The sequence below is a fragment of the Pseudomonas sp. NFACC02 genome, from assembly GCF_900110765.1.
In the GTDB taxonomy this organism is placed as follows: Bacteria; Pseudomonadota; Gammaproteobacteria; order Pseudomonadales; family Pseudomonadaceae; genus Aquipseudomonas.
Window position 1 is genome coordinate 1 of the sequence record NZ_FOEO01000006.1, and the last position, 18,760, is coordinate 18,760.

Annotated in this window: 14 protein-coding genes and 2 rRNA genes; 7 read left to right on the top strand and 9 right to left on the bottom strand. The window is 58.6% G+C overall.

Features of this window, described 5'->3' with window-relative positions; translation table 11 throughout:
• From BMY73_RS07405 to BMY73_RS07420, 4 genes are all read left to right on the top strand, one after another.
• Window positions 1–90: ribosomal RNA gene (locus BMY73_RS07405) — 23S ribosomal RNA — on the top strand; the annotation flags it as partial.
• 152 nt (window positions 91–242) lie between these two features.
• Window positions 243–358 (top strand): 5S ribosomal RNA (gene rrf, locus BMY73_RS07410).
• Between the two features lie 471 nt (window positions 359–829).
• Window positions 830–1,822 (top strand): WD40/YVTN/BNR-like repeat-containing protein, encoded by a 993-nt coding sequence (locus BMY73_RS07415; protein ID WP_238591872.1) that lies wholly within the window; start codon window positions 830–832, stop codon window positions 1,820–1,822.
• Between the two features lie 49 nt (window positions 1,823–1,871).
• A complete protein-coding gene (locus BMY73_RS07420; RefSeq protein ID WP_062386113.1) occupies window positions 1,872–4,253 on the top strand; it encodes an efflux RND transporter permease subunit in 2,382 nt (793 codons plus the stop codon).
• Between the two features lie 175 nt (window positions 4,254–4,428).
• Here the strand turns inward: BMY73_RS07420 and BMY73_RS07425 are convergent, their stop codons facing one another.
• Together BMY73_RS07425 and BMY73_RS07430 are read right to left on the bottom strand one after the other, a co-directional pair.
• Window positions 4,429–5,280 carry a 3-hydroxybutyryl-CoA dehydrogenase gene (locus BMY73_RS07425; protein WP_062386111.1) on the bottom strand — a complete coding sequence of 284 codons (852 nt, stop codon included), beginning with the start codon at window positions 5,278–5,280 and terminating at the stop codon, window positions 4,429–4,431.
• Between the two features lie 14 nt (window positions 5,281–5,294).
• Window positions 5,295–6,479: an acetyl-CoA C-acyltransferase family protein gene (locus tag BMY73_RS07430; RefSeq protein ID WP_062386109.1), complete on the bottom strand. Its 1,185-nt coding sequence runs from the start codon at window positions 6,477–6,479 to the stop codon at window positions 5,295–5,297.
• 194 nt (window positions 6,480–6,673) lie between these two features.
• On the opposite strand from BMY73_RS07430, the gene BMY73_RS07435 reads away from it, so the two are divergent.
• On the top strand, window positions 6,674–7,693 hold the full coding sequence (locus tag BMY73_RS07435; protein WP_062386108.1) for an AraC family transcriptional regulator: 1,020 nt from the start codon (window positions 6,674–6,676) through the stop codon (window positions 7,691–7,693).
• A gap of 16 nt (window positions 7,694–7,709) precedes the next feature.
• Here the strand turns inward: BMY73_RS07435 and BMY73_RS07440 are convergent, their stop codons facing one another.
• From BMY73_RS07440 to vioA, 4 genes are read right to left on the bottom strand one after another with little or no spacing between them, the layout of a single operon-like run.
• Window positions 7,710–11,225, bottom strand: a complete 3,516-nt coding sequence (locus tag BMY73_RS07440; protein ID WP_092406165.1) for a glycosyltransferase family 2 protein — start codon at window positions 11,223–11,225, stop codon at window positions 7,710–7,712.
• Window positions 11,226–11,245: 20 nt separating this feature from the next.
• Window positions 11,246–11,857 (bottom strand): acyltransferase, encoded by a 612-nt coding sequence (locus tag BMY73_RS07445; protein ID WP_062386106.1) that lies wholly within the window; start codon window positions 11,855–11,857, stop codon window positions 11,246–11,248.
• A 27-nt stretch (window positions 11,858–11,884) separates the two neighbouring features.
• Complete coding sequence (locus BMY73_RS07450) at window positions 11,885–12,607, bottom strand: class I SAM-dependent methyltransferase (RefSeq protein ID WP_062386105.1); 723 nt, start codon at window positions 12,605–12,607, stop codon at window positions 11,885–11,887.
• Window positions 12,607–13,725, bottom strand: coding sequence for a dTDP-4-amino-4,6-dideoxy-D-glucose aminotransferase VioA (gene vioA / locus BMY73_RS07455; RefSeq protein WP_062386104.1), 1,119 nt, complete (start codon window positions 13,723–13,725; stop codon window positions 12,607–12,609). The genes BMY73_RS07450 and vioA overlap by 1 nt, the downstream gene beginning before the upstream one ends.
• Before the next feature lie 347 nt (window positions 13,726–14,072).
• On the opposite strand from vioA, the gene BMY73_RS07460 reads away from it, so the two are divergent.
• Both BMY73_RS07460 and BMY73_RS07465 read left to right on the top strand, forming a co-directional pair.
• A complete protein-coding gene (locus BMY73_RS07460; RefSeq protein ID WP_175500152.1) occupies window positions 14,073–15,314 on the top strand; it encodes a glutamine synthetase family protein in 1,242 nt (413 codons plus the stop codon).
• Between the two features lie 54 nt (window positions 15,315–15,368).
• A complete protein-coding gene (locus tag BMY73_RS07465; protein ID WP_092406170.1) occupies window positions 15,369–16,826 on the top strand; it encodes an MFS transporter in 1,458 nt (485 codons plus the stop codon).
• A 150-nt stretch (window positions 16,827–16,976) separates the two neighbouring features.
• On the opposite strand, the gene BMY73_RS07470 is transcribed toward BMY73_RS07465, so the two are convergent.
• The 3 genes from BMY73_RS07470 to flgM all read right to left on the bottom strand — a co-directional run bounded on the left by BMY73_RS07470 (window position 16,977) and on the right by flgM (window position 18,634).
• Entirely contained in the window at window positions 16,977–17,717 is a 741-nt protein-coding gene (locus BMY73_RS07470; RefSeq protein WP_062386101.1) for a flagellar brake protein, read from the bottom strand.
• 82 nt (window positions 17,718–17,799) lie between these two features.
• Window positions 17,800–18,267, bottom strand: coding sequence for a flagella synthesis protein FlgN (locus BMY73_RS07475; RefSeq protein ID WP_062386100.1), 468 nt, complete (start codon window positions 18,265–18,267; stop codon window positions 17,800–17,802).
• Window positions 18,268–18,316: 49 nt separating this feature from the next.
• Window positions 18,317–18,634: a flagellar biosynthesis anti-sigma factor FlgM gene (gene flgM, locus BMY73_RS07480; protein ID WP_062386098.1), complete on the bottom strand. Its 318-nt coding sequence runs from the start codon at window positions 18,632–18,634 to the stop codon at window positions 18,317–18,319.
• Between the last annotated feature and the right edge of the window lie 126 nt (window positions 18,635–18,760).

Below are 18,760 nucleotides of genomic sequence, written 5' to 3' on the forward strand. Positions count from 1 at the left end.
CGTCGAAGACTACGACGTTGATAGGTTGGGTGTGTAAGCGCTGTGAGGCGTTGAGCTAACCAATACTAATTGCCCGTGAGGCTTGACCATATAACACCCAAGCAATCTGCGACTCGGACGAGCACAGATTGCGGTGACTGTGAAGATGACCTTCACCGAAAGTTTGCAGCACGCAGGCAAGACCTGATCACATACCCGATTTGCTGAAGCGCGGCCAACGCCACGGTTCGGTACCCGAATTTCTTGACGACCATAGAGCATTGGAACCACCTGATCCCATCCCGAACTCAGAAGTGAAACGATGCATCGCCGATGGTAGTGTGGGGTTTCCCCATGTGAGAGTAGGTCATCGTCAAGATTCAATTCCAAAACCCCATTTGCGAAAGCAGGTGGGGTTTTGTTTTTGCGCGCGGAAAAGTGCGTAAAGCCACACGATACTCGCGCCTTCATGCCCGAGATCTGCAACGCTCAAGGAACCCAGGATGGCTGATCGCTGCATGACGACCCTCGGCCTGTTCCAACGTCTGACGTTCCCAATCAACCGGAGTGATAAGGCTCTAATCACCAAGTCGTTGCTTAACAAAAGATAACGTCATGTTGATTGTCATACGTTTCTAAAGCTGGATAGGATGGGGTCGCTTCGGTAAGGCCACGTCTGACGCAGGCTAGAGCGTCCGCTGTTCCTGCACGGCCCCCAGGAGAACCTAATAAAAATAAAGGAAGGGGAAGCTCCATGCGTGAGCCAGTCATTCGGCGCGCTCGATCCGCAATCATCCAGAGTCATGACGGTTCCCAGACATCTCAAACGGGCAAGCCTCTGGGCGTTTTGATGTTGCTGCTCATCTCGATGGCCCTCTGTGGCAACACGTTAGCGGCTGACAGTACGCCCACCGCTGCCCCTGGCGATGCCAGCTTCGCGCTCGAGTCTGCCAAAGCATCTCGCAGCCTGCTGCTGGACGTCACTCATGCAGGCAAACGCATGGTCGTCGTGGGGGATCGTGGGCACATTCTCTATTCCGACGACCAAGGCAAAACCTGGACTCAGGCCAAGGTGCCGACTCGGCAGTTGCTCACAGCGGTGTACTTCGTCGATGACCAGCACGGCTGGGCAGTGGGTCATGATGCCCAGATTCTGGCCAGCGCCGACGGTGGTGCGACCTGGCACAAGCAGTTTGAAGACCTCAAGCGCGAAGCCCCTTTGCTGGACGTCTGGTTCAAGGACCTGTCGACTGGCATCGCCGTGGGTGCTTACGGTGCTCTACTGGAGACCAACGACGGCGGCCAGCATTGGGAGGACATCGGTGACCGCCTGGACAACGAGGATCAATACCACCTGAATGGTATCGCTTATGTGAAAGATGCCGGCTTGTTCATCGTCGGCGAGATGGGGAGCATGTTCCGCTCTGCTGACGGCGGCCAGACATGGGAAAAGATCGAAGGGCCTTACCAAGGCTCGTTGTTCGGCGTTATCGGCACATCGCAGCCCAACACGCTGCTCGCCTACGGGTTGCGTGGCAATCTGTTCCGCTCCACCGATTTCGGCAGCCGTTGGGAGGCGGTTCCCTTACAGGCTGAGCGTGGACCGCTGGAGTTCAGCATCGCAAATGCCTCTCTGCTGCCCGACAACTCTATTGTCCTTGTAGGCAACGGAGGTTCTGTCATGCGCAGCACCAATGACGGTGAGAGCTTTACGGTTTCCAATCGCTCAGACCGACTCTCGCTCTCGGGCGTTACCGACGGCGACAAGGGCGAATTGATTCTGGTAGGACAGGGCGGGATTCACGTCACCTCGCCGACGGGCGCAGATGTTACTCAGCAGTGACGCTGATTGCGCTCGACAATAAGAACTGACCAGGCGAGGACGCATTGGCATGACCAACCTTCAACACCACCACGATAAACCGACGCGGTTGGAACGGTTGATTTTCAACAACCGTCCGACCGTGATCGGCCTTTGCCTGCTCGTCAGCATCTTTCTGTTCTGGCAGGCGACGTTGGTACGTCCCTCCACCAGCTTCGAGAAGATGATCCCGCTGGGCCACCCCTTCATTCAGAACATGATGGAGCACCGCAACGACCTGGCGAACCTGGGCAACACTGTGCGGATCTCGGTGGAGGCCAAAAAAGGGGACATCTTCTCCAAGGAATACATGGAGACCTTGCGTCAGATTAACGATGAGGTCTTTTACATCCCTGGGGTTGACCGTTCGGGCCTCAAGTCATTGTGGAGTCCCAGTGTGCGCTGGACGGAGGTGACGGAAGAAGGGTTCGCCGGGGGCGAAGTCATTCCGCAGAGCTACGACGGGTCGCAGGCCAGCCTCGACAAGCTGCGCAACAACGTTCTGAAATCCGGTCAGGTCGGACGCTTGGTGGCGAACAACTTCAAGTCCAGCATCATCGACGTGCCGTTGCAGGAGTTCTACCCGGACCCTGCCGACCAAGGAAAACTGCTACCACTGGATTACCGGCAGTTCTCCCACCAACTGGAAGAAAAGATCCGCGACAAATATGAGGCGCAGAATCCTGACGTCGATATTCACATCGTGGGGTTTGCCAAAAAAGTGGGTGACCTGATCGACGGCCTGATCATGGTCGTGATGTTCTTCGGTGTCGCCTTCCTCATCACCCTGGTGCTGCTGATGTGGTTTACCCGCTGTGCGCGCAGCACGGTGGCGGTGTTGAGCACGACGTTGATCGCGGTCATCTGGCAACTGGGCTTGATGCACGTGGTGGGGTTCGGCCTTGACCCCTACTCGATGCTTGTTCCGTTTCTGATTTTCGCGATCGGTATCTCTCATGGCGTGCAAAAGATCAACGGTATTGCCTTGCAGTCCAGCGATGCCGAGAACGCCTTGATGGCTGCACGCCGCACCTTCCGTCAGCTCTTCCTGCCCGGGATGATCGCAATCCTGGCGGACGCGGTCGGGTTCATCACCCTACTGATTATCGACATTGGTGTGATTCGCGAACTGGCAATCGGGGCGTCCATCGGTGTCGCTGTGATCGTGTTCACCAACCTGATCCTGCTGCCTGTGGCGATTTCTTACGTGGGGATCAGTAAAAGGGCGGTGGTACGCAGTAAGGAGGATGCGGTCCGCGAGCATCCGTTCTGGCGCCTGCTGTCGAACTTCGCTGCGCCGAACGTGGCGCGTGTGTCCGTGGTGCTCGCCTTGCTCGCGCTCGCCGGCGGTCTCTGGTATGGCCATAACCTGAAAATCGGTGACCTTGACCAAGGCGCGCCAGAGTTGCGGCCGGATTCCCGCTACAACCAGGACAACAACTTCATCATCAACAACTACTCGACCAGTTCCGACGTGCTGGTGGTCATGGTCAAGACGCCGCCTGAAGGTTGCTCGGCCTATCAGACCTTGTCCGCCATCAACGAATTGTCCTGGAAAATGGAGAACACGCCCGGCGTGCAGTCGGCGATTTCCCTGGTGACGGTGTCCAAGCAAGTGATCAAAGGCATGAACGAGGGCAACCTGAAATGGGAGTCACTGTCACGCAACAAGGACGTGCTCAACAGCTCGATCGCTCGCGCCGATGGCCTTTATAACAACACCTGCTCGTTGGCACCGCTGCTGATTTTCCTGAACGATCACAAGGCTGAAACCCTTGATCGTGCGGTGCATGCCGTTCAGGACTTTGCCAAGACCAACAACAAGGAAGGCCTGGAATTCTTGCTGGCAGCGGGTAACGCCGGAATCGAGGCGGCAACCAACGAAGTTATCAAACAGGCTGAGTTGACCATTCTGGTGCTGGTCTATATCTGCGTTGCGGTGATGTGCATGATCACCTTCCGCTCGTGGGCTGCCACGCTGTGCATCGTCCTGCCTCTGGTGCTGACGTCGGTGCTGGGCAATGCGCTGATGGCGTTCATGGGGATTGGCGTAAAAGTCGCAACGTTGCCCGTCGTCGCGCTGGGCGTGGGCATCGGCGTCGATTACGGGATCTACATCTATAGCCGGCTGGAAAGCTTCCTGCGTGCCGGTCTGCCGTTGCAGGAGGCTTATTACGAAACGTTGAAGTCGACCGGCAAGGCGGTATTGTTCACCGGTCTGTGTCTGGCGATTGGCGTCTGCACGTGGATCTTCTCGGCCATCAAGTTCCAGGCCGACATGGGGCTGATGCTGACGTTCATGCTGCTGTGGAACATGTTCGGTGCGCTGTGGTTGTTGCCAGCGCTGGCAAGGTTCCTGATCAAGCCGGAGAAGATGGCCGGCAAAGTGGGCAATTCGCTGTTCTCACACTGATCGGCGGATGAAACAAAAAACCGCAGCCTGTTAAAGGGCTGCGGTTTTTATGGGCACTACGCAAGACGTGTAGAAGCGCGCTTGCCCATGATCGCGAAGTGTCAGGTTCAGATCCGGCGACTGAAAAAAATACAATCGCGGGCAAGCGCGCTCCTACACGTGGATCTGCGGTTCATCAGTTATAAACAAAGAACCCACGCCCGCTTTTGCGCCCCAGATAACCCGCTGCAACCATCTCTTTGAGCAGTGGAGCAGGGCGGTATTTGCTGTCGTTGAACCCGTCATGGAAGGCTTCGATGATCGCCAGCAACGTATCAAGACCGATCAGATCCGCCAGCGCCAACGGGCCGATGGGCTGGTTGCAACCCAATCGCATGCCGTCGTCTATGTCTTGTGCGGTCGCCAGCCCTTCCTGCAGTACCAGGATGGCTTCATTGATCATCGGTACGAGAATCCGGTTGACCACGAAGCCTGGACGGTTGCCAGCAGTGATCGCGGTCTTGTTCAGCCGCTCGGCCAGCTTGATCGCGACGACGTGGGTTTCATCGGCGGTTTGCAGGCCGCGAATCACTTCGATCAGGCCCATCATCGGTACCGGGTTGAAAAAGTGCAGACCGATGAAACGCTCTGGACGGTCGACACTGGCGGCCAGCTCGGTGATGGACAGCGATGAGGTGTTGGACGCGATGACGCAGTCTGTATCCACGTTTTCGGCAATCTGCTTGAGCAGGCGCAGCTTGAGGTCGAGGTTCTCGGTGGCGGCTTCGATCGCCAGCTGTGCATCGCTGAGCAGCGCATAGTCCGTGGTGCATCGGATGCGGCCCAAGGCCTCCTCTGCCTGCTCGACCGTCAGCGTGTGTTTGTTCACCTGGCGCTCCAGGTTCTTGCGCACGGTCGCAAGGCCTCGCTCCAGCGCGGCGTCGTTGATGTCCAGCAGGGTGACGTCGAAGCCGGCAATCGCGCACACCTGTGCGATGCCGTTGCCCATGGTGCCGGCGCCGATCACGGCAATGTGGTGCAGGGTCATGGAAATCCCTCCTTTCACACGCGTTCGAAGATGACGGCAATACCCTGACCGCCGCCGATGCACATGGTCACCAGCGCATAACGGCCGCCGATACGGTGCAGTTCATGGATGGCTTTGGTGGCGATGATTGCGCCGGTCGCGCCCACCGGGTGACCGAGGGAGATGCCCGATCCGTTCGGGTTGACCTTTTCCGGATCGAAGCCAAGCTCACGGGCCACTGCGCAGGCCTGGGCGGCGAAGGCTTCGTTGGACTCGATCACGTCCAGATCGGCCACCGTCAGACCGGCACGCGCCAACACCTTACGGCTCGCCGGAATCGGACCCAGTCCCATCATCGATGGCTCGACGCCCGCATGGGCGTAGGCGACCAGGCGCGCCAAGGGCTTGAGGCCATGCTCACGCACCCTGTCGCCGTTGGCCATGACCAGCGCCGCCGCGCCGTCGTTCAGGCCTGAGGCATTACCGGCCGTGACCGTGCCGTCCTTTTTGAACGCGGTCTTCATTTTTTCCAGTTGCTCGGCGGTCACGTCACCGCGGACGTGTTCATCCTCTGCGAAAGTCACGGTGCCCTTGCGCGTGGCGATTTCAATCGGGACGATCTGACCTTCGAATCGGCCTTCGGCGATGGCGCGGGCGGCGCGTTGCTGACTGGTCAACGCCAGTGCATCCTGATCGGCGCGGGTGATGCCGTAGTGCTCGGCGATGTTTTCCGCCGTGATACCCATGTGGATGTTGGCGAACGGATCGTGCAGCGCACCGAGCATGTAGTCATACGCCTGCACGTTGCCCATGCGCGCGCCCCAACGGGCCTGAGGCATGATGTAAGCGCCACGGCTCATGGATTCCGCGCCACCGGCCAGTGCGGCTTGGGCATCGCCAAGCATCAGCGATTGTGCAGCCGAGACAATGGCCTGCAGGCCGGAGCCGCACAGACGGTTGACGTTCATGGCCGGGGTTTCCTTGGTCAAGCCGGCCTCCAGAGCAATCACCCGAGACAGATAGGCATCGCGCACTTCGGTCGGGATCACGTGGCCCATGACCACATGCCCGATGTGCTCAGCGGCCAGGCCTGCTTTCGCCAGGGCGGCGCGGCTGACCTGGGTGCCCAGTTCAATAGGCGAGACGTCCTTGAGAGAACCGCCGAATCCACCGATGGCGGTGCGCAGTGCGCTGACGACGAAAACTTCGGTATTGCTCATGTCGACTCCTGAAACCTGTTGAATTTATTGTGGGTGCCACCGACCACGGCATTTGTGCCAAAGGCGGTTTGCGGGCAAGTCTAGATCGGTGTTTGAGGCGGGCCTATGCCAAAACTGTCCAGATCGACTGGCGTTCTTTACCATCAGGGCCGTGGCGTGCCTCAAGCACACAACCAGAAAAGGAAAGGCGGCTCATGCGGGAAAAGGATTCGGTGTCGATCTACTTCGTCCAGTTGGTGGTGCAGGCGTTGCGTGACCAACCGCTGCGCCTGCAATCGGTGCTGGACGCCGCCGGAATCGACATGGCGCTGCTCAATGATCCAGAGTCGCGGGTTCCGGCCAGTGCGTTCGCAACCCTGTGGCTGATCCAGATCAAGGAGCTTGGCGACGAATTCTTCGACCTGGACTCCCATGGCATGCCGCCGGGAAGCTTTGCGCTCATCTGTCGTGGCCTGATTCAGGAGCCCAATCTGGAGAAAGCCCTGCGTCAGTGTCTGGCGAATTTCGGCCTGTTCCTGCGCGACTTTCGCGGCAGCCTGATCGTGCGCGGACCGCGCGCGGTCATTGCGGTGGACAACCACGCTACTGACCCAGTCAAGCGGCGCTTTGGAGAAGAGACGTTTCTGTTGTTGATGATCAGTCTGCTGTGCTGGCTTGGCGGGCGTCGGATCACCATCGACCGTGCGCAGTTTCGTCACCGCCGTGAGCGGCTGAGTGATGACTCGCTGCTGTGGGGGTTTAACCTGAGTTTTGGCGAGCAGCGCACTGAAGTCGAGTTTTCCAGTCATTACCTGCGTCTGCCGGTGGTGCAGTCGTTGCCGTCGCTAAAGTCCTTCCTGCGCACGGCGCCACAGTGGCTGGTCATCCGTTTTCGCAATCAGCGCGGGCTGGCGGCGCAGGTGTACCAGCGCCTGCGAAACAGTCATTACGGACACTGGCCAACCTTGCTTGAGATGGCCGATGAACTGAAGCTCAGTCCGACCACGTTCCGGCGTCGGCTTGAGCGCGAAGGGTGCGCTTTTCAAGGCATTAAAGACGACGTGAGACGCGGTATCGCTCAACAGAAACTGCGGGAAACCGACATGAGTGTGGTCGAGATCGCGGCACTGGTGGGGTTTCAGGAGCCCAGTGCCTTTCACCGGGCGTTCAAGAAGTGGACGGGGGAAAGTCCAGGTCATTACCGCCTGGCGACAGTGCCATCCGGGCACAGGTGAAACGCGCACGACGGCATCACGTCAGCCAGGCATCTCGCCGGATTTGCAGATTGCCCTCATCCAGCATCCAGTGTGCCCGTATTTCCCGCTGGAGGGCATCACCTTGCCGGGCGAGTGCTTCAATGTTGGTAATCTGGCCCCGAATCGTGTCAATCCAGCTTTGTGCGTCCCGTTCCACGCGGGTGACAGGCAGTGTCGCGTCGTCACAGGCGTGAATGCTGCAGATCACGGGAAAGCCGCACGCGCCGTACTCCAGCAACCGGGTGACACTCTGACAGTCTTCCAGGCCGTTGTGACGCAGAGGCAGCAATGCCAGATCCAGATCAAGGCTGGCGAGCGCTTCCTTCCGGTACGCAGCTTCCACCTGATACCGTTGGTCCCTTACATAGGGGCGAAGAGGTATCGGGCACCAACCCATCACGACAAAATCCACTTCATTGGCTAATGCCGGCATGATCTGCGCCAGAAGCTCCAGGTCCAGCGCGTCATGATCGCCGCACCAGCCGACCCGCAGCCTTTCACCTCGATTGCGTTCCCTTTGGGCGTGTCGCCACAGTGGAGGCAGGTGATCGGGGACCACGTGAATATCCTGATGCAGCCCTTCCAGTGCGAGGGCCAGGCGTGACGAACTGACGACCACGCGATCAACCAGCTCGAGGCTGCGCAGGAACAGCGGGTCCTTCCTGTAACCGGCAGGCAGTCGGTCGATGTCCAGAATTCTTTTCGCTGGCGAGCATTGCTGTATCAATTCGATCCCGTTCACTTCGGTGTGAGTGAAGGCCCGTTGAAACACGATGGCGGCGGGTTGCAGGCGCTCGATTTCTGCAATGTGCAGCCATCGCGCCGACGTTGCGCCATCCAGGAGATTCAGCTCACGCATCGTTTCGAGGGGCGTTGTGATGCGTTGATCTCCGTCATTCCAGCGCAAGGTCCTGTGGGCTAATACCAGCGGCTGTGGGCGCCACGGCAGCGCCCGCCAGGTAAGGTCGACATTGGGTTCAAACTCGAAGCCGGTACCGGTCAGCGCGAGATTAGGGTTGTAGGCGGGGTCGTTCGCCATCATGGGCAGCCATTTGCGATACATCGCCAGTTGTTCGCCGCGGAACCGAGCAACTTTCCGTTCATGGGCAGTCTTGTCGGTCTGGACCTGACTGACGCTGGATTCGTGCAGCAGCTGGACATGAGGCGTCCAGACCACCAGATAGCCAGACTGACGGACTTTCAGGCAAAGATCGACATCGTTATAGGAGACTTTGAAGTTGACTTCGTCCAGGCCTCCGACCTCCTCGTACAGCGACTTGCGAATCATCAGGCAGGCCGCGGTCACCACGCTGTAGTCCTGATCGACGAGCAGACGCTGCATGTAGCCGGGGCTGTTTTGCGGCGCCCCGAGAAACACATGCTGGGCGGGAGAGTCGATCCCCATCACCACACCGGCATGCTGTATCGCACCATCGGGGTAGTAGAGCTTGGCGCCGACGATGCCGACTTCCGGTCGTAACGCGTGATTGAGCAAATTGTCCAGCCACTCAGGGTGCAGCACGGCGGTATCATTGTTCAGTAGCACCAGGTATTCGCCGCGGGCGTGGCGGGCAGCCGTGTTGTTGATTTCCGAGTAGTTGAATGGAAAAGGATGACGCAAGACGCGCACCTTGTCGCTTTGCATGCTTTCCACGCCCGCGAGCCACTCCAGAGCATCCGGTTCTTCGCTGTTGTTGTCGATGATGATGATTTCGTAATCGCTGTAAGCGGTCTTCTCCAACACGCTTTCGACACAGCGGCTGAGAATGCCCAACTGGTCTTTGGTGGGGATCAGAATCGATACCAGCGGCTTCTCGGCATGGTTATAGCGAATCTGATACTGACCAGCCCCCGTTTCGTAGATTTGGCTGTTGACGTAACCACGCGCGTTTAAATGTCGAGCCAGAGCACGGTCTTGTCCCTCCCGTTGCAGGCCTTCGACAGCGTCGCAGACCAAAAGCGGCTCGGCCAGATGATACAGCTCGGCGACGCCTTCGCTCTCCACGAGCCGCAGGATCAGATCCAGTTCCATTGCCTGAGCAAACTCGGGGTTGAAACCGCCCATGCCGACGATTGTCCGGCGATGGAAGATCCAGTGTTGACTCATCGCTGCCGGATAGCTGAGCAGGTAATCCAGATTGAAGTCTGGACGCAACGCCGTGGCGTACCCGCCTTCGGCCATACGGTAAAGTTCGTCGGCGAACAGGGCCGGACTGCGTGGCAGTTCCGGCAACTTGAGCCGAACCCTTGAAATGCCGTGTTCGATGAAGCTGACCCCTGCTTCAGCGACCATGAACCAGTCGCAGCCATGCTGTTCCAGTAACTCGTTCAATGCCCCCACCTCGGTTCCCCGAGCATGACGGTGCCATTGCAGGTGCGCGCTGTTCGCGAAAGTGGCAGGCCGGTCGCGGCTGGAAAGCACCACCACGTTCAATCCCGTGGACAGCGTCTGATGGGCCATGATGCTGTGCAGTGTCACATCGACCTTTTGCGGCAGACGGCCGTCGTCGAGGACGACCAGCAGCAGCGCAGAGCCGGCACGGGTGTGCTCGATCCGATCGTTGATCAGCTTCCTCTGGTGCAGATTCAGCTTGCGTCGTCCCAACCAGTGAGACACGCCCAGCCCGAACCTCTCCGGCGGCAGGTTGCCGCCGAAATACGGCAGCAAATCGACCTCCGTGAAATTGTCGCGCTTTTCCAGCGTTGCCAGTTTTTGCATCCGGTATTGGTCCAGGCTACGGGTCCAGCCCAGTTCCGACATTCGCTGGCAGAAGACCAGTTGACCCTGATCACCAAGACTTGGGAAATGACGCCCCTTGGCACTGTATTGAGCGCGGGAAACCCGGAAGTACGACAAGCGCTCGGCCCGCATCGCCAGGTTGCCTTTGCGCAACAGCTTGACGTAAATGGCCAGGTCTCCGACCCAGGTGATGGACGTGCCGTTGAGTGCCATCAGGTCATCACCGAATGCAGCCACGTCAGCTCGGCGAACCATCACGCAGCTAGGTTCGCCCACGAAGTTGATACGGAACTGACCTAGAAATGACGCCAGTTCGACGCCTGAAAAAATCACGTCATGGGCAAAAGGGAAGGTGGTCGCCCAATTATCCGGTTGCGCTTCACCCTCCTCATTGACCCACTGGCGGCGTGAGCTGGCCAGTGTGATGTCTGGATGGCCATCGAGCAGCTCGAAGAGTGAACTCACGCACTCCGGGTGGAGGAGGTCGTCGTCGTAGAGAAATTTGATGTATTCGCCATGGGCTTCCCGAATACAGCGAGCGAGGTTTTTTGTCTCTCCCAGCGATGTCTCGTTGCGGAAGTAACGGATCGGCCACGGACTGTCGGGGCGCAGACGCTCGACGATGCGGTGCATCGCGTCGTCCTTGCAGTCGTCACAGATCACAATCTCGATGTCATCGTGTGTCTGGCGGAAGGCACTGCGCAGCGCCGTTTCAAAGAAGTCGGGCTTGTAAGCAGGGATGGCGATAGTGACCAAACGGCGAGAGTTCATTTCGAGGCCTGATGATGGATTCAAGAGCGCGAGAAGTTAAAAGCTTCGTCGATGGATGACGCGGGCATGGGCTGGAACAGTCCGTCGCGCATGAGCGCGCTTTCGCGTTCGAGGATGATTGCGTGAGGCCGTGTCCTGATTCTTCTTGCGGGCTGGCCGGCGCAAATGCCCCACGGTTCCAGTGACTTGCTGACCACCGATCCGGCCCCCACCGCGCAACCTTCCCCCACGGTGACACCTGGCAAGATGACCGCATTGGCACCCACGATGGCGTGACGTCCTATATGGACAAGAGCACGTGTGGTGTTGCGGTACTCCGGAGGGACGGTCGGATTGGTCAGGCTTTCACCCAGAAAGTCATCGCTGCCACAGACCACCCGAACCCCGGACGCAAGCCCTGAAAAGTCTTCGAGCACAACGGCACCGCCGCCGCTGATCGAACAAAAAGACGAAATATGCACATAGCTGCCGATGTACAGCGGAGCGGTCGCGTAGATGAATACAAAGTCGTCGATGATGACGTTCGAACCGATGCTGATGAATTCACGCCCGTAGAGTTTGGCGCCCGGATAGATCTTGACGTTCTCGCCCAGTGCGCGAAAACCTTCGTTCAACTCGTTTGAACGGCCCATTGTCGACGACCTCTTATTGTCCACAGACTACTTCGTGCCGATGTAAAGAACGCTTTGTTCGGTGATTCCGTGACGGTGGAACGTACCCTCTGCGAAAGAGCGCGAATCCAGTTCGAGCAGTTCGAAACCGCCCCCTCGAACGCGCGACATATAGTCGTGCTTGGCGTACATGCGCACATGATCGTCCTGGCCGAATCGCGCCCAGCGCACATTGACGTCGACTTCGTCGGGGTCCTCGTCAGTGGCTTGCGCCGTCAACAGAATCGGCACCATCAGAATCGCCACGCCATCGGTGTCCAGTACCCGATAAAGCTCGGCGATCGCTTTGCGATCATCGGGTACGTGCTCCAGCACATGGGAGCAGACGATGAGGTCGAAGGCGTTGTCGGCGTAGAGGTTCATGTCCATGATGTCGACGATGTCGTCGGCCAGTGGCGACAACAGGTCGGCCGATCGGTATTCGATGTCGACCATGGAGCGCAGGAACCGGGACAGTACTGGCGCCGGGGCGATGTCGAGAATCCGCAGCGGTCTGTTCGCGGGGCGCGCAAGAAAGGTCCGCACGAACAGCGCGTACAGCCGATCACGGTCAGAAGAGTGACAGCAGGGACAGCTGTATTGCCCGGTGTTGAGGGTCTCGAAGTCCTCGAGCGAATAAGAGACCTTTAACTCGTTGAGCATCTCGAAATAATGGGAGGGCAGGGGCAGGAAGTTCGCGAACTCCGACGAACAGACCGGACAGCTACGCATTAATGGGCTCCGTTCGAGGACTGGATGATGATGTCCAGCACATGGGTGATTTCGTCATGGGTGAGGCTGTCGAAAATCGGCAGGCAGAGGATGCGGCTGGATACGCTGTCGGCCACTGGCAGTTTTTCCGGACGCGCCGAGTCCAGCCCCCGATACATAGGAAAGGCTGAGATCAACGGGTAGAAGTACCGACGCACGAGGATGTCGCGAGCGCGAAAGCGTTCGAACAGCTCATCGCGAGTGAGCGGAAACTGAGCGTTGACCAGAATCGGGAAGTACGAGTAGTTGTGACCTTCACGGTCCGGCCAGGCAATCGTAATCCCTTCTATGTTGCTCAGGGCCTCGCGATAAATAGCATCCAGCTGTTGGCGGCGAGCCAATGCCGCATCAATGTGTTTGAGCTGCAGGACGCCGAACGCGGCGTTGATCTCGCTCATCTTGCCGTTAATCCCTGGTGCGACCACGGTCACCTCGTCGGCGAAACCGAAGTTCTTCAGGTAGTCGATTCGCTGTTTGGTCTTGGCGTCCGGGCAGATGATCGCGCCGCCCTCGAAGGTATTGAACACTTTGGTGGCGTGAAAGCTCATCACCGACAAATCGCCATGACGCAGAATGCTGAGACCCTGCTCGCGAACGCCGAAAGCGTGGGCGGCGTCATAAATGACCTTCAGACCGTAGCGATCGGCAATGCGCTGTATTGCGACCACATCGCAAGGCCTGCCGTAGCAGTGCACGGGCATGATGGCAGTGGTCGCGGGCGTAATGGCTTCTTCAATGCGCACCGGGTCCAGGTTGTAGGTCTGCGGGTCTATGTCGACGAATACCGGTTTGAGGCCGTTCCACAGCAGTGAGTGTGCGGTGGCGACAAATGAGTAGGGCGTGGTGATAACTTCGCCAGTGATGCGCAATGCCTGCAAAGCCGTCACTAACGCCAGCGTACCGTTGGCGAACAACGACAAATGCTCCACACCGAGATAAGCGGCGAGTTCCTGTTCAAACTGTTGGTGAAATGGCCCGCCGTTGGTTAACTGACGGCTTTCCCAGATCTGCTCCAGATAAGGGATGAATTCGGTAAGTGGTGCGAGCAGCGGCCGGGTGACGGGGGTAATTTTGCTCATGTAAAGCTGCGCTCTGACTGGACTGGGGCTTCATGGCGTCTGGCGTTTGCAGGGGGCGTGCCCTCGGCCTTGTCATGAAAATGGCGTTTGCTCGACGAATACCGGGAAATAGCAAGAAGTCGGCCAATTCGTTCAGGATCGGGAAATGCGGGTTTCGCCGACTTTGCTTGATATTCCGAACGCCTGATGCTTATTTTGTACGCCTTGCCGCGGTGCGGCCTGTACAACAATTAAAGGACTGAGTCATGAGTAGCGATGGCCACAATTCACTCGCGCAGCGATTGATGGGCATTGATGAAATTGAATGTGTCACCCCGGATCTGAACGGCGTGCCACGCGGGAAGGTGATGACGGCCGAGGGTTTCCTTGAAGGCCGTCGCTTGCAGCTGGCGCGCGGTGTGCTTCTGCAATGCATCATGGGCGGCTATCCGCCGGCGAAGTTCTACGGCAGCGACGACGGGGACCTGGCGTTGATCGCAGACCCTCGACAGATTCATCGATTGCCCTGGAGCGACGAACCGCGTGCCCTGGCGATCTGCGATGCCGACGAGCTGGATGGCGAGCCATCGAGCCTGTCGACCCGGGGACAGCTCAAGGCGGTAATTGCTCGTTATGCGCGGCACGGATGGTCGCCGGTGGTGGCGACCGAGCTCGAGTTCTTTGTCTTTGCGCCGAACAGCGACCCCACTCAGCCGTTCAAGCCTCCGGTCGGTCTGGACGGTCGCCGTGAAGACGGCCAGTCGGCGTTCAGCGTCAGTTCCAATAACGGCCTGCGTCCGTTCTTCAGCGAAGTCTATAGGTGCATGGCGGCGCTTGGGCTGCCACGCGATACGTTCATGCACGAGATGGGCGTCAGTCAGTTCGAGATCAATCTGCTCCACGGCGACCCGTTGTTGTTGGCCGATCAGACGTTCCTGTTCAAGCACATGCTCAAGGAAGTCGCGCTCAAGCATGGGCTGACCGTGGTGTGCATGGCCAAACCGCTGGCACATACGCCTGGCAGCTCGATGCACATTCATCAAAGCGTGATCGACAGCGTGACCGGGCAGAACATTTTCAGTGATGCCCAAGGCGAACCGACGCCGGCGTTTCATCACTTTATTGGCGGCCAACAGGCGGCGATGGCGGATTTCACGGCGTTGTTCGCGCCCAACGTCAATTCGTACCAGCGTCTGTGTCATCCTTTCGCTTCCCCGAACAATGCGTGCTGGTCTCACGACAACCGTGCAGCGGGTTTGCGCATTCCGGCCAGCGCGCCGGTCGCGCGTCGGGTGGAAAACCGTTTGCCAGGCGCAGATGCCAATCCGTATCTTGCCATTGCAGCGAGTCTTGCAGCCGGGCTGTACGGAATGGAGCAACGGCTGGAGCCGTCAGATCCGATCCAGGGAGAGTTCGCCGTACCGGACAATCTCTCGCTGCCATGTACCTTGCATGCCGCGCTGGAGCGTCTGAAACGCAGCCCGCTGGCCAAGGAACTGTTTGGTGCCGAATTCATCGAAGGCTACATCGCTTCGAAGACACTGGAATTAACCAGTTTCTTCAACGAAATATCACCTTGGGAGCGACGAGTGTTGGCTTCCCAAGCTTAAAAACCGTGGTCCGGAAACCCTCCTTGGAGGAGGGTTTCCTTTTTTGGAAAGCCGATGCGCCAAATCTGGAAATCCTTTCGAGCGCTGTATTTCGCCTCGCTGATGATGTTGATCGGCTCGGGCCTGCTGAGTACCTACCTTGCCTTGCGCCTTGCTGCCGATCAGGTCGATGGCCTGTGGGTGGGTGCGTTGATGGCCGCCAACTATGTGGGCCTGGCGCTGGGCGGCAAAATCGGCCACCGGCTGATTGGCCGGGTCGGCCATATCCGGGCCTACGCCACCTGCGCAGGCATCGTCGGCGCGGCAGTGCTGGGGCATGGCCTGATCAACTATCTGCCCGCCTGGATCTTCCTGCGGATGATCGTGGGCCTGGGAATGATGTGTCAGTACATGGTGATCGAGAGCTGGCTCAACGAGCAGGCATCGCCCAAACAGCGGGGGCTGGTTTTCAGCGGTTACATGATCGCCTCGTATATGGGCCTGGTGCTTGGTCAACTGATTCTGGTTATCCATCCGCAGTTGGGTCCTGAGCTGCTGATGCTGGTCGCGATGTGCTTCACCCTGTGTCTGGTGCCCGTCGCAATGACCCGCAGTATTCACCCGGCACCGATGCGACCTGCGCCGCTTGAGCCGCTGTTCTTCATGCGCCGTGTTCCGCAATCGCTGACGACGGTATTGAGCGCCGGGTTGATCATCGGTTCGTTCTACGGTCTGGCGCCGCTGTATGCCGCTCAGCAAGGGTTGTCGACCGAGCATGTCGGTCTGTTCATGGCGTGCTGCATCGGGGCCGGTCTGTTGGTGCAGGGGCCCTTGGGCAAGCTGTCGGACCGTTATGACCGTGCCTGGTTGATTCGCGGTGTGGCGGGGCTGCTGGTATTGGCCGCATTGCCGTTGGCGATCTTTCCCAGTGTCCCGATGGAAGTCCTGTTTGCCGTCGGTTTCGTGGCGTCGTTGCTGCAGTTTTCGTTGTATCCGTTGGCCGTGGCATTTTCCAACGACCACGTCGAGGGCGAGCGTCGGGTTTCGCTGACGGCCATGCTGCTGATGACCTATGGCGTCGGCGCCAGTATCGGGCCGTTGGTGTCGGGCGTCTTGATGAAGCAGTTTGGCAGCAACATGCTCTATGCCTTCGTTTGTTTGACGGCATTGGTGCTGGTGCTGCGTATTCGTCCGAAAGCCGTCACTAACCTGCATCAGGTCGAAGATGCGCCGCTGCACCATATTGCGATGCCAGACAGCATGTCCAGCTCGCCATTGGTGGTGGCGCTCGATCCGCGTGTCGACGAGCAGGTGGTTCAGGACCAGATGCAAACGGCGACAGAGCCTGCCCCGCAGCCGGAAGGCGAACCTGAGGTTGAAGGTGAGTCGCAGGAGCGCGTCGTGCCGTCAGGCGAAGGCGTGGTGCGCCCAGTGGCGGTTGTCGATGAAGCCGTCAGCGCCGAGACCCAGGCGGCGCGACCCGACGCGGCACACGATGCGTCACGGGATGTCGGAGTAGACCGGCCGCTGTAGCGGCTCGTTTCATTGCGGGGAAAGGGTGAGAGCGGGCTTGCCCACGAGCGTGATACGGCATTCGTGCCGTTATCAACGGCGATCAGCCTTCGTGAGCCAGCGCTTCCCGCAAAGGGCGTTTGATTCACGCCCTTCGGGAAGATCTCTGAATCAGAAGTCGTCGTCTTTATCGAAGCGACGGGCTTCGCGTTGCAGCTGGTAGACGAAACGCTCGACCTGACGCTGCACCAGTCCACTGATGTTGTGGAAACGCACGCCGGCAAAGGTGGTGTTGATTCTTTCTTCGAAGTGCAGATAACGCAGCTCGACCGGGGTGGTCATGCTGCCGAAGGGCAGGGAAGCGATGAAGCGCTCATAGACCTGACCCAACTGCATGCGTTCGGAAACGTCGCCTTCGAAGCGTAGCTTGCAACCGGTCGCGGAGATGTCCAGCAGCTTGCCCCGAAGCGGAGACTTCAACTTGTCGCCACCCATCTCGATATCGACCAGAGACGCCAGCTTCAGGGCGGCGCGGAAGGCGTTGCGGCGCTGGTGATACACCACCTCTTCCGGCAGAGGCCCACGGTAACAGTGCGGCTCCTCGATGATGGTCATCTGCGCTTTGACTTCCCAGGCGATGCGCACACCGTCATGGAAACCTTCGACACGGAACGGTTCACCGTTGGCCAGGAAGCGTTCGCCATCACGCGGGATCATCTCATCGAATACGATCTCGTTGCGGTCACGGTCAACGTCGATGACATAGCTCTGGAAGCGCTGGCTGCGCTCGTGAAAGGTGATGATCAGGGGATCATGGCTTTCCATCAGCAGCCGCAGGTTGGCGGCAATTTCCAAAGGCGTGGTCAGTACCTTCGGGGGCTGCGGAACATCTTCCGCGCTTGAGGCATTCACGGTTTATCCATCTCCAGGCAAAAAACGACAGCGTGCGGCCAGCGGCATTTTGCCACCATGTCGCGCGCCTTGATACAAGAACTTACGCCTGGCTGAGCGGACGTGGTCTGATCTTCCCGGACGTCGATCCCCGGCTGTCGTACAGCGCTGGAGTATCGCCACCGTTGAGGATTCTGAGCTGCTGGGCCGTGGTCAGTTGCTGGAGCTGGATCAGACTGCCGTTCTGCTCATTGGCAGCCTGACATTCGGTCATCAGCGCACTCAGTTCATCACTCGCCTTCAACAACGCTTCGCCGACTGACGAATGTCGGGCCACTTCTTCAAGTCCCGCGCGATTGGCGGGCAGGCCAAGACTCATCATCAATTGGCTGCGTCTGCGTCCGTGCTGTTCGAGCACGATCACCAACGCCTGCTTCTGCGCCAGGATGTGTTCCATTTCGACCATATTGCGGCCGTGAAGCGCCAGTGACTCGGCCTTCAGGATGTCCAGCAAATGCCGGGTCGGTGCAATATCGTCCGTGATCAGTTGAAGCAATGTAGTGTCTTGCATCGCATGCCCTGGGATTTAAGCGTCCAGAAGCCCCTGCGCGTACCGGGGGCTAGCGCTGGGCTTCGAAATTAAGCAGTTTGTTCGCAACACGGTTGCTGTCGACCTTGTAGCTGCCGTCGGCGATCGCCTGTTTCAACTCGGCCACGCGGCTGCTGTTGACGACGGGCTGATCACGCAACGAATCAGTGATCTTCTGCAACTGTTGAGCTTCACTGCTCAAACTGACTGTCTCGCCGCTACCGCTGACGCTTGGGGAAGTGCTGACCGTTGCCGGGGCTTCGGTTTTGCTGGCTTCCTTGGTGCTGGCGGTACGTGAAGTACCTCCAACGGTAGTGGAATTATTCAAACGACTGAAGTCGATGACCATGATTGAAAACCTCTGGGTTCTAGGACGCTTGCCTTGTTTTCGGCCAAACCCGGAATAACTTTAGGGCCAGCGCGAAAACAGTCCTGAATGGACTTCGCATCGGGCAGATCGGTTCCGAGTGTAGAA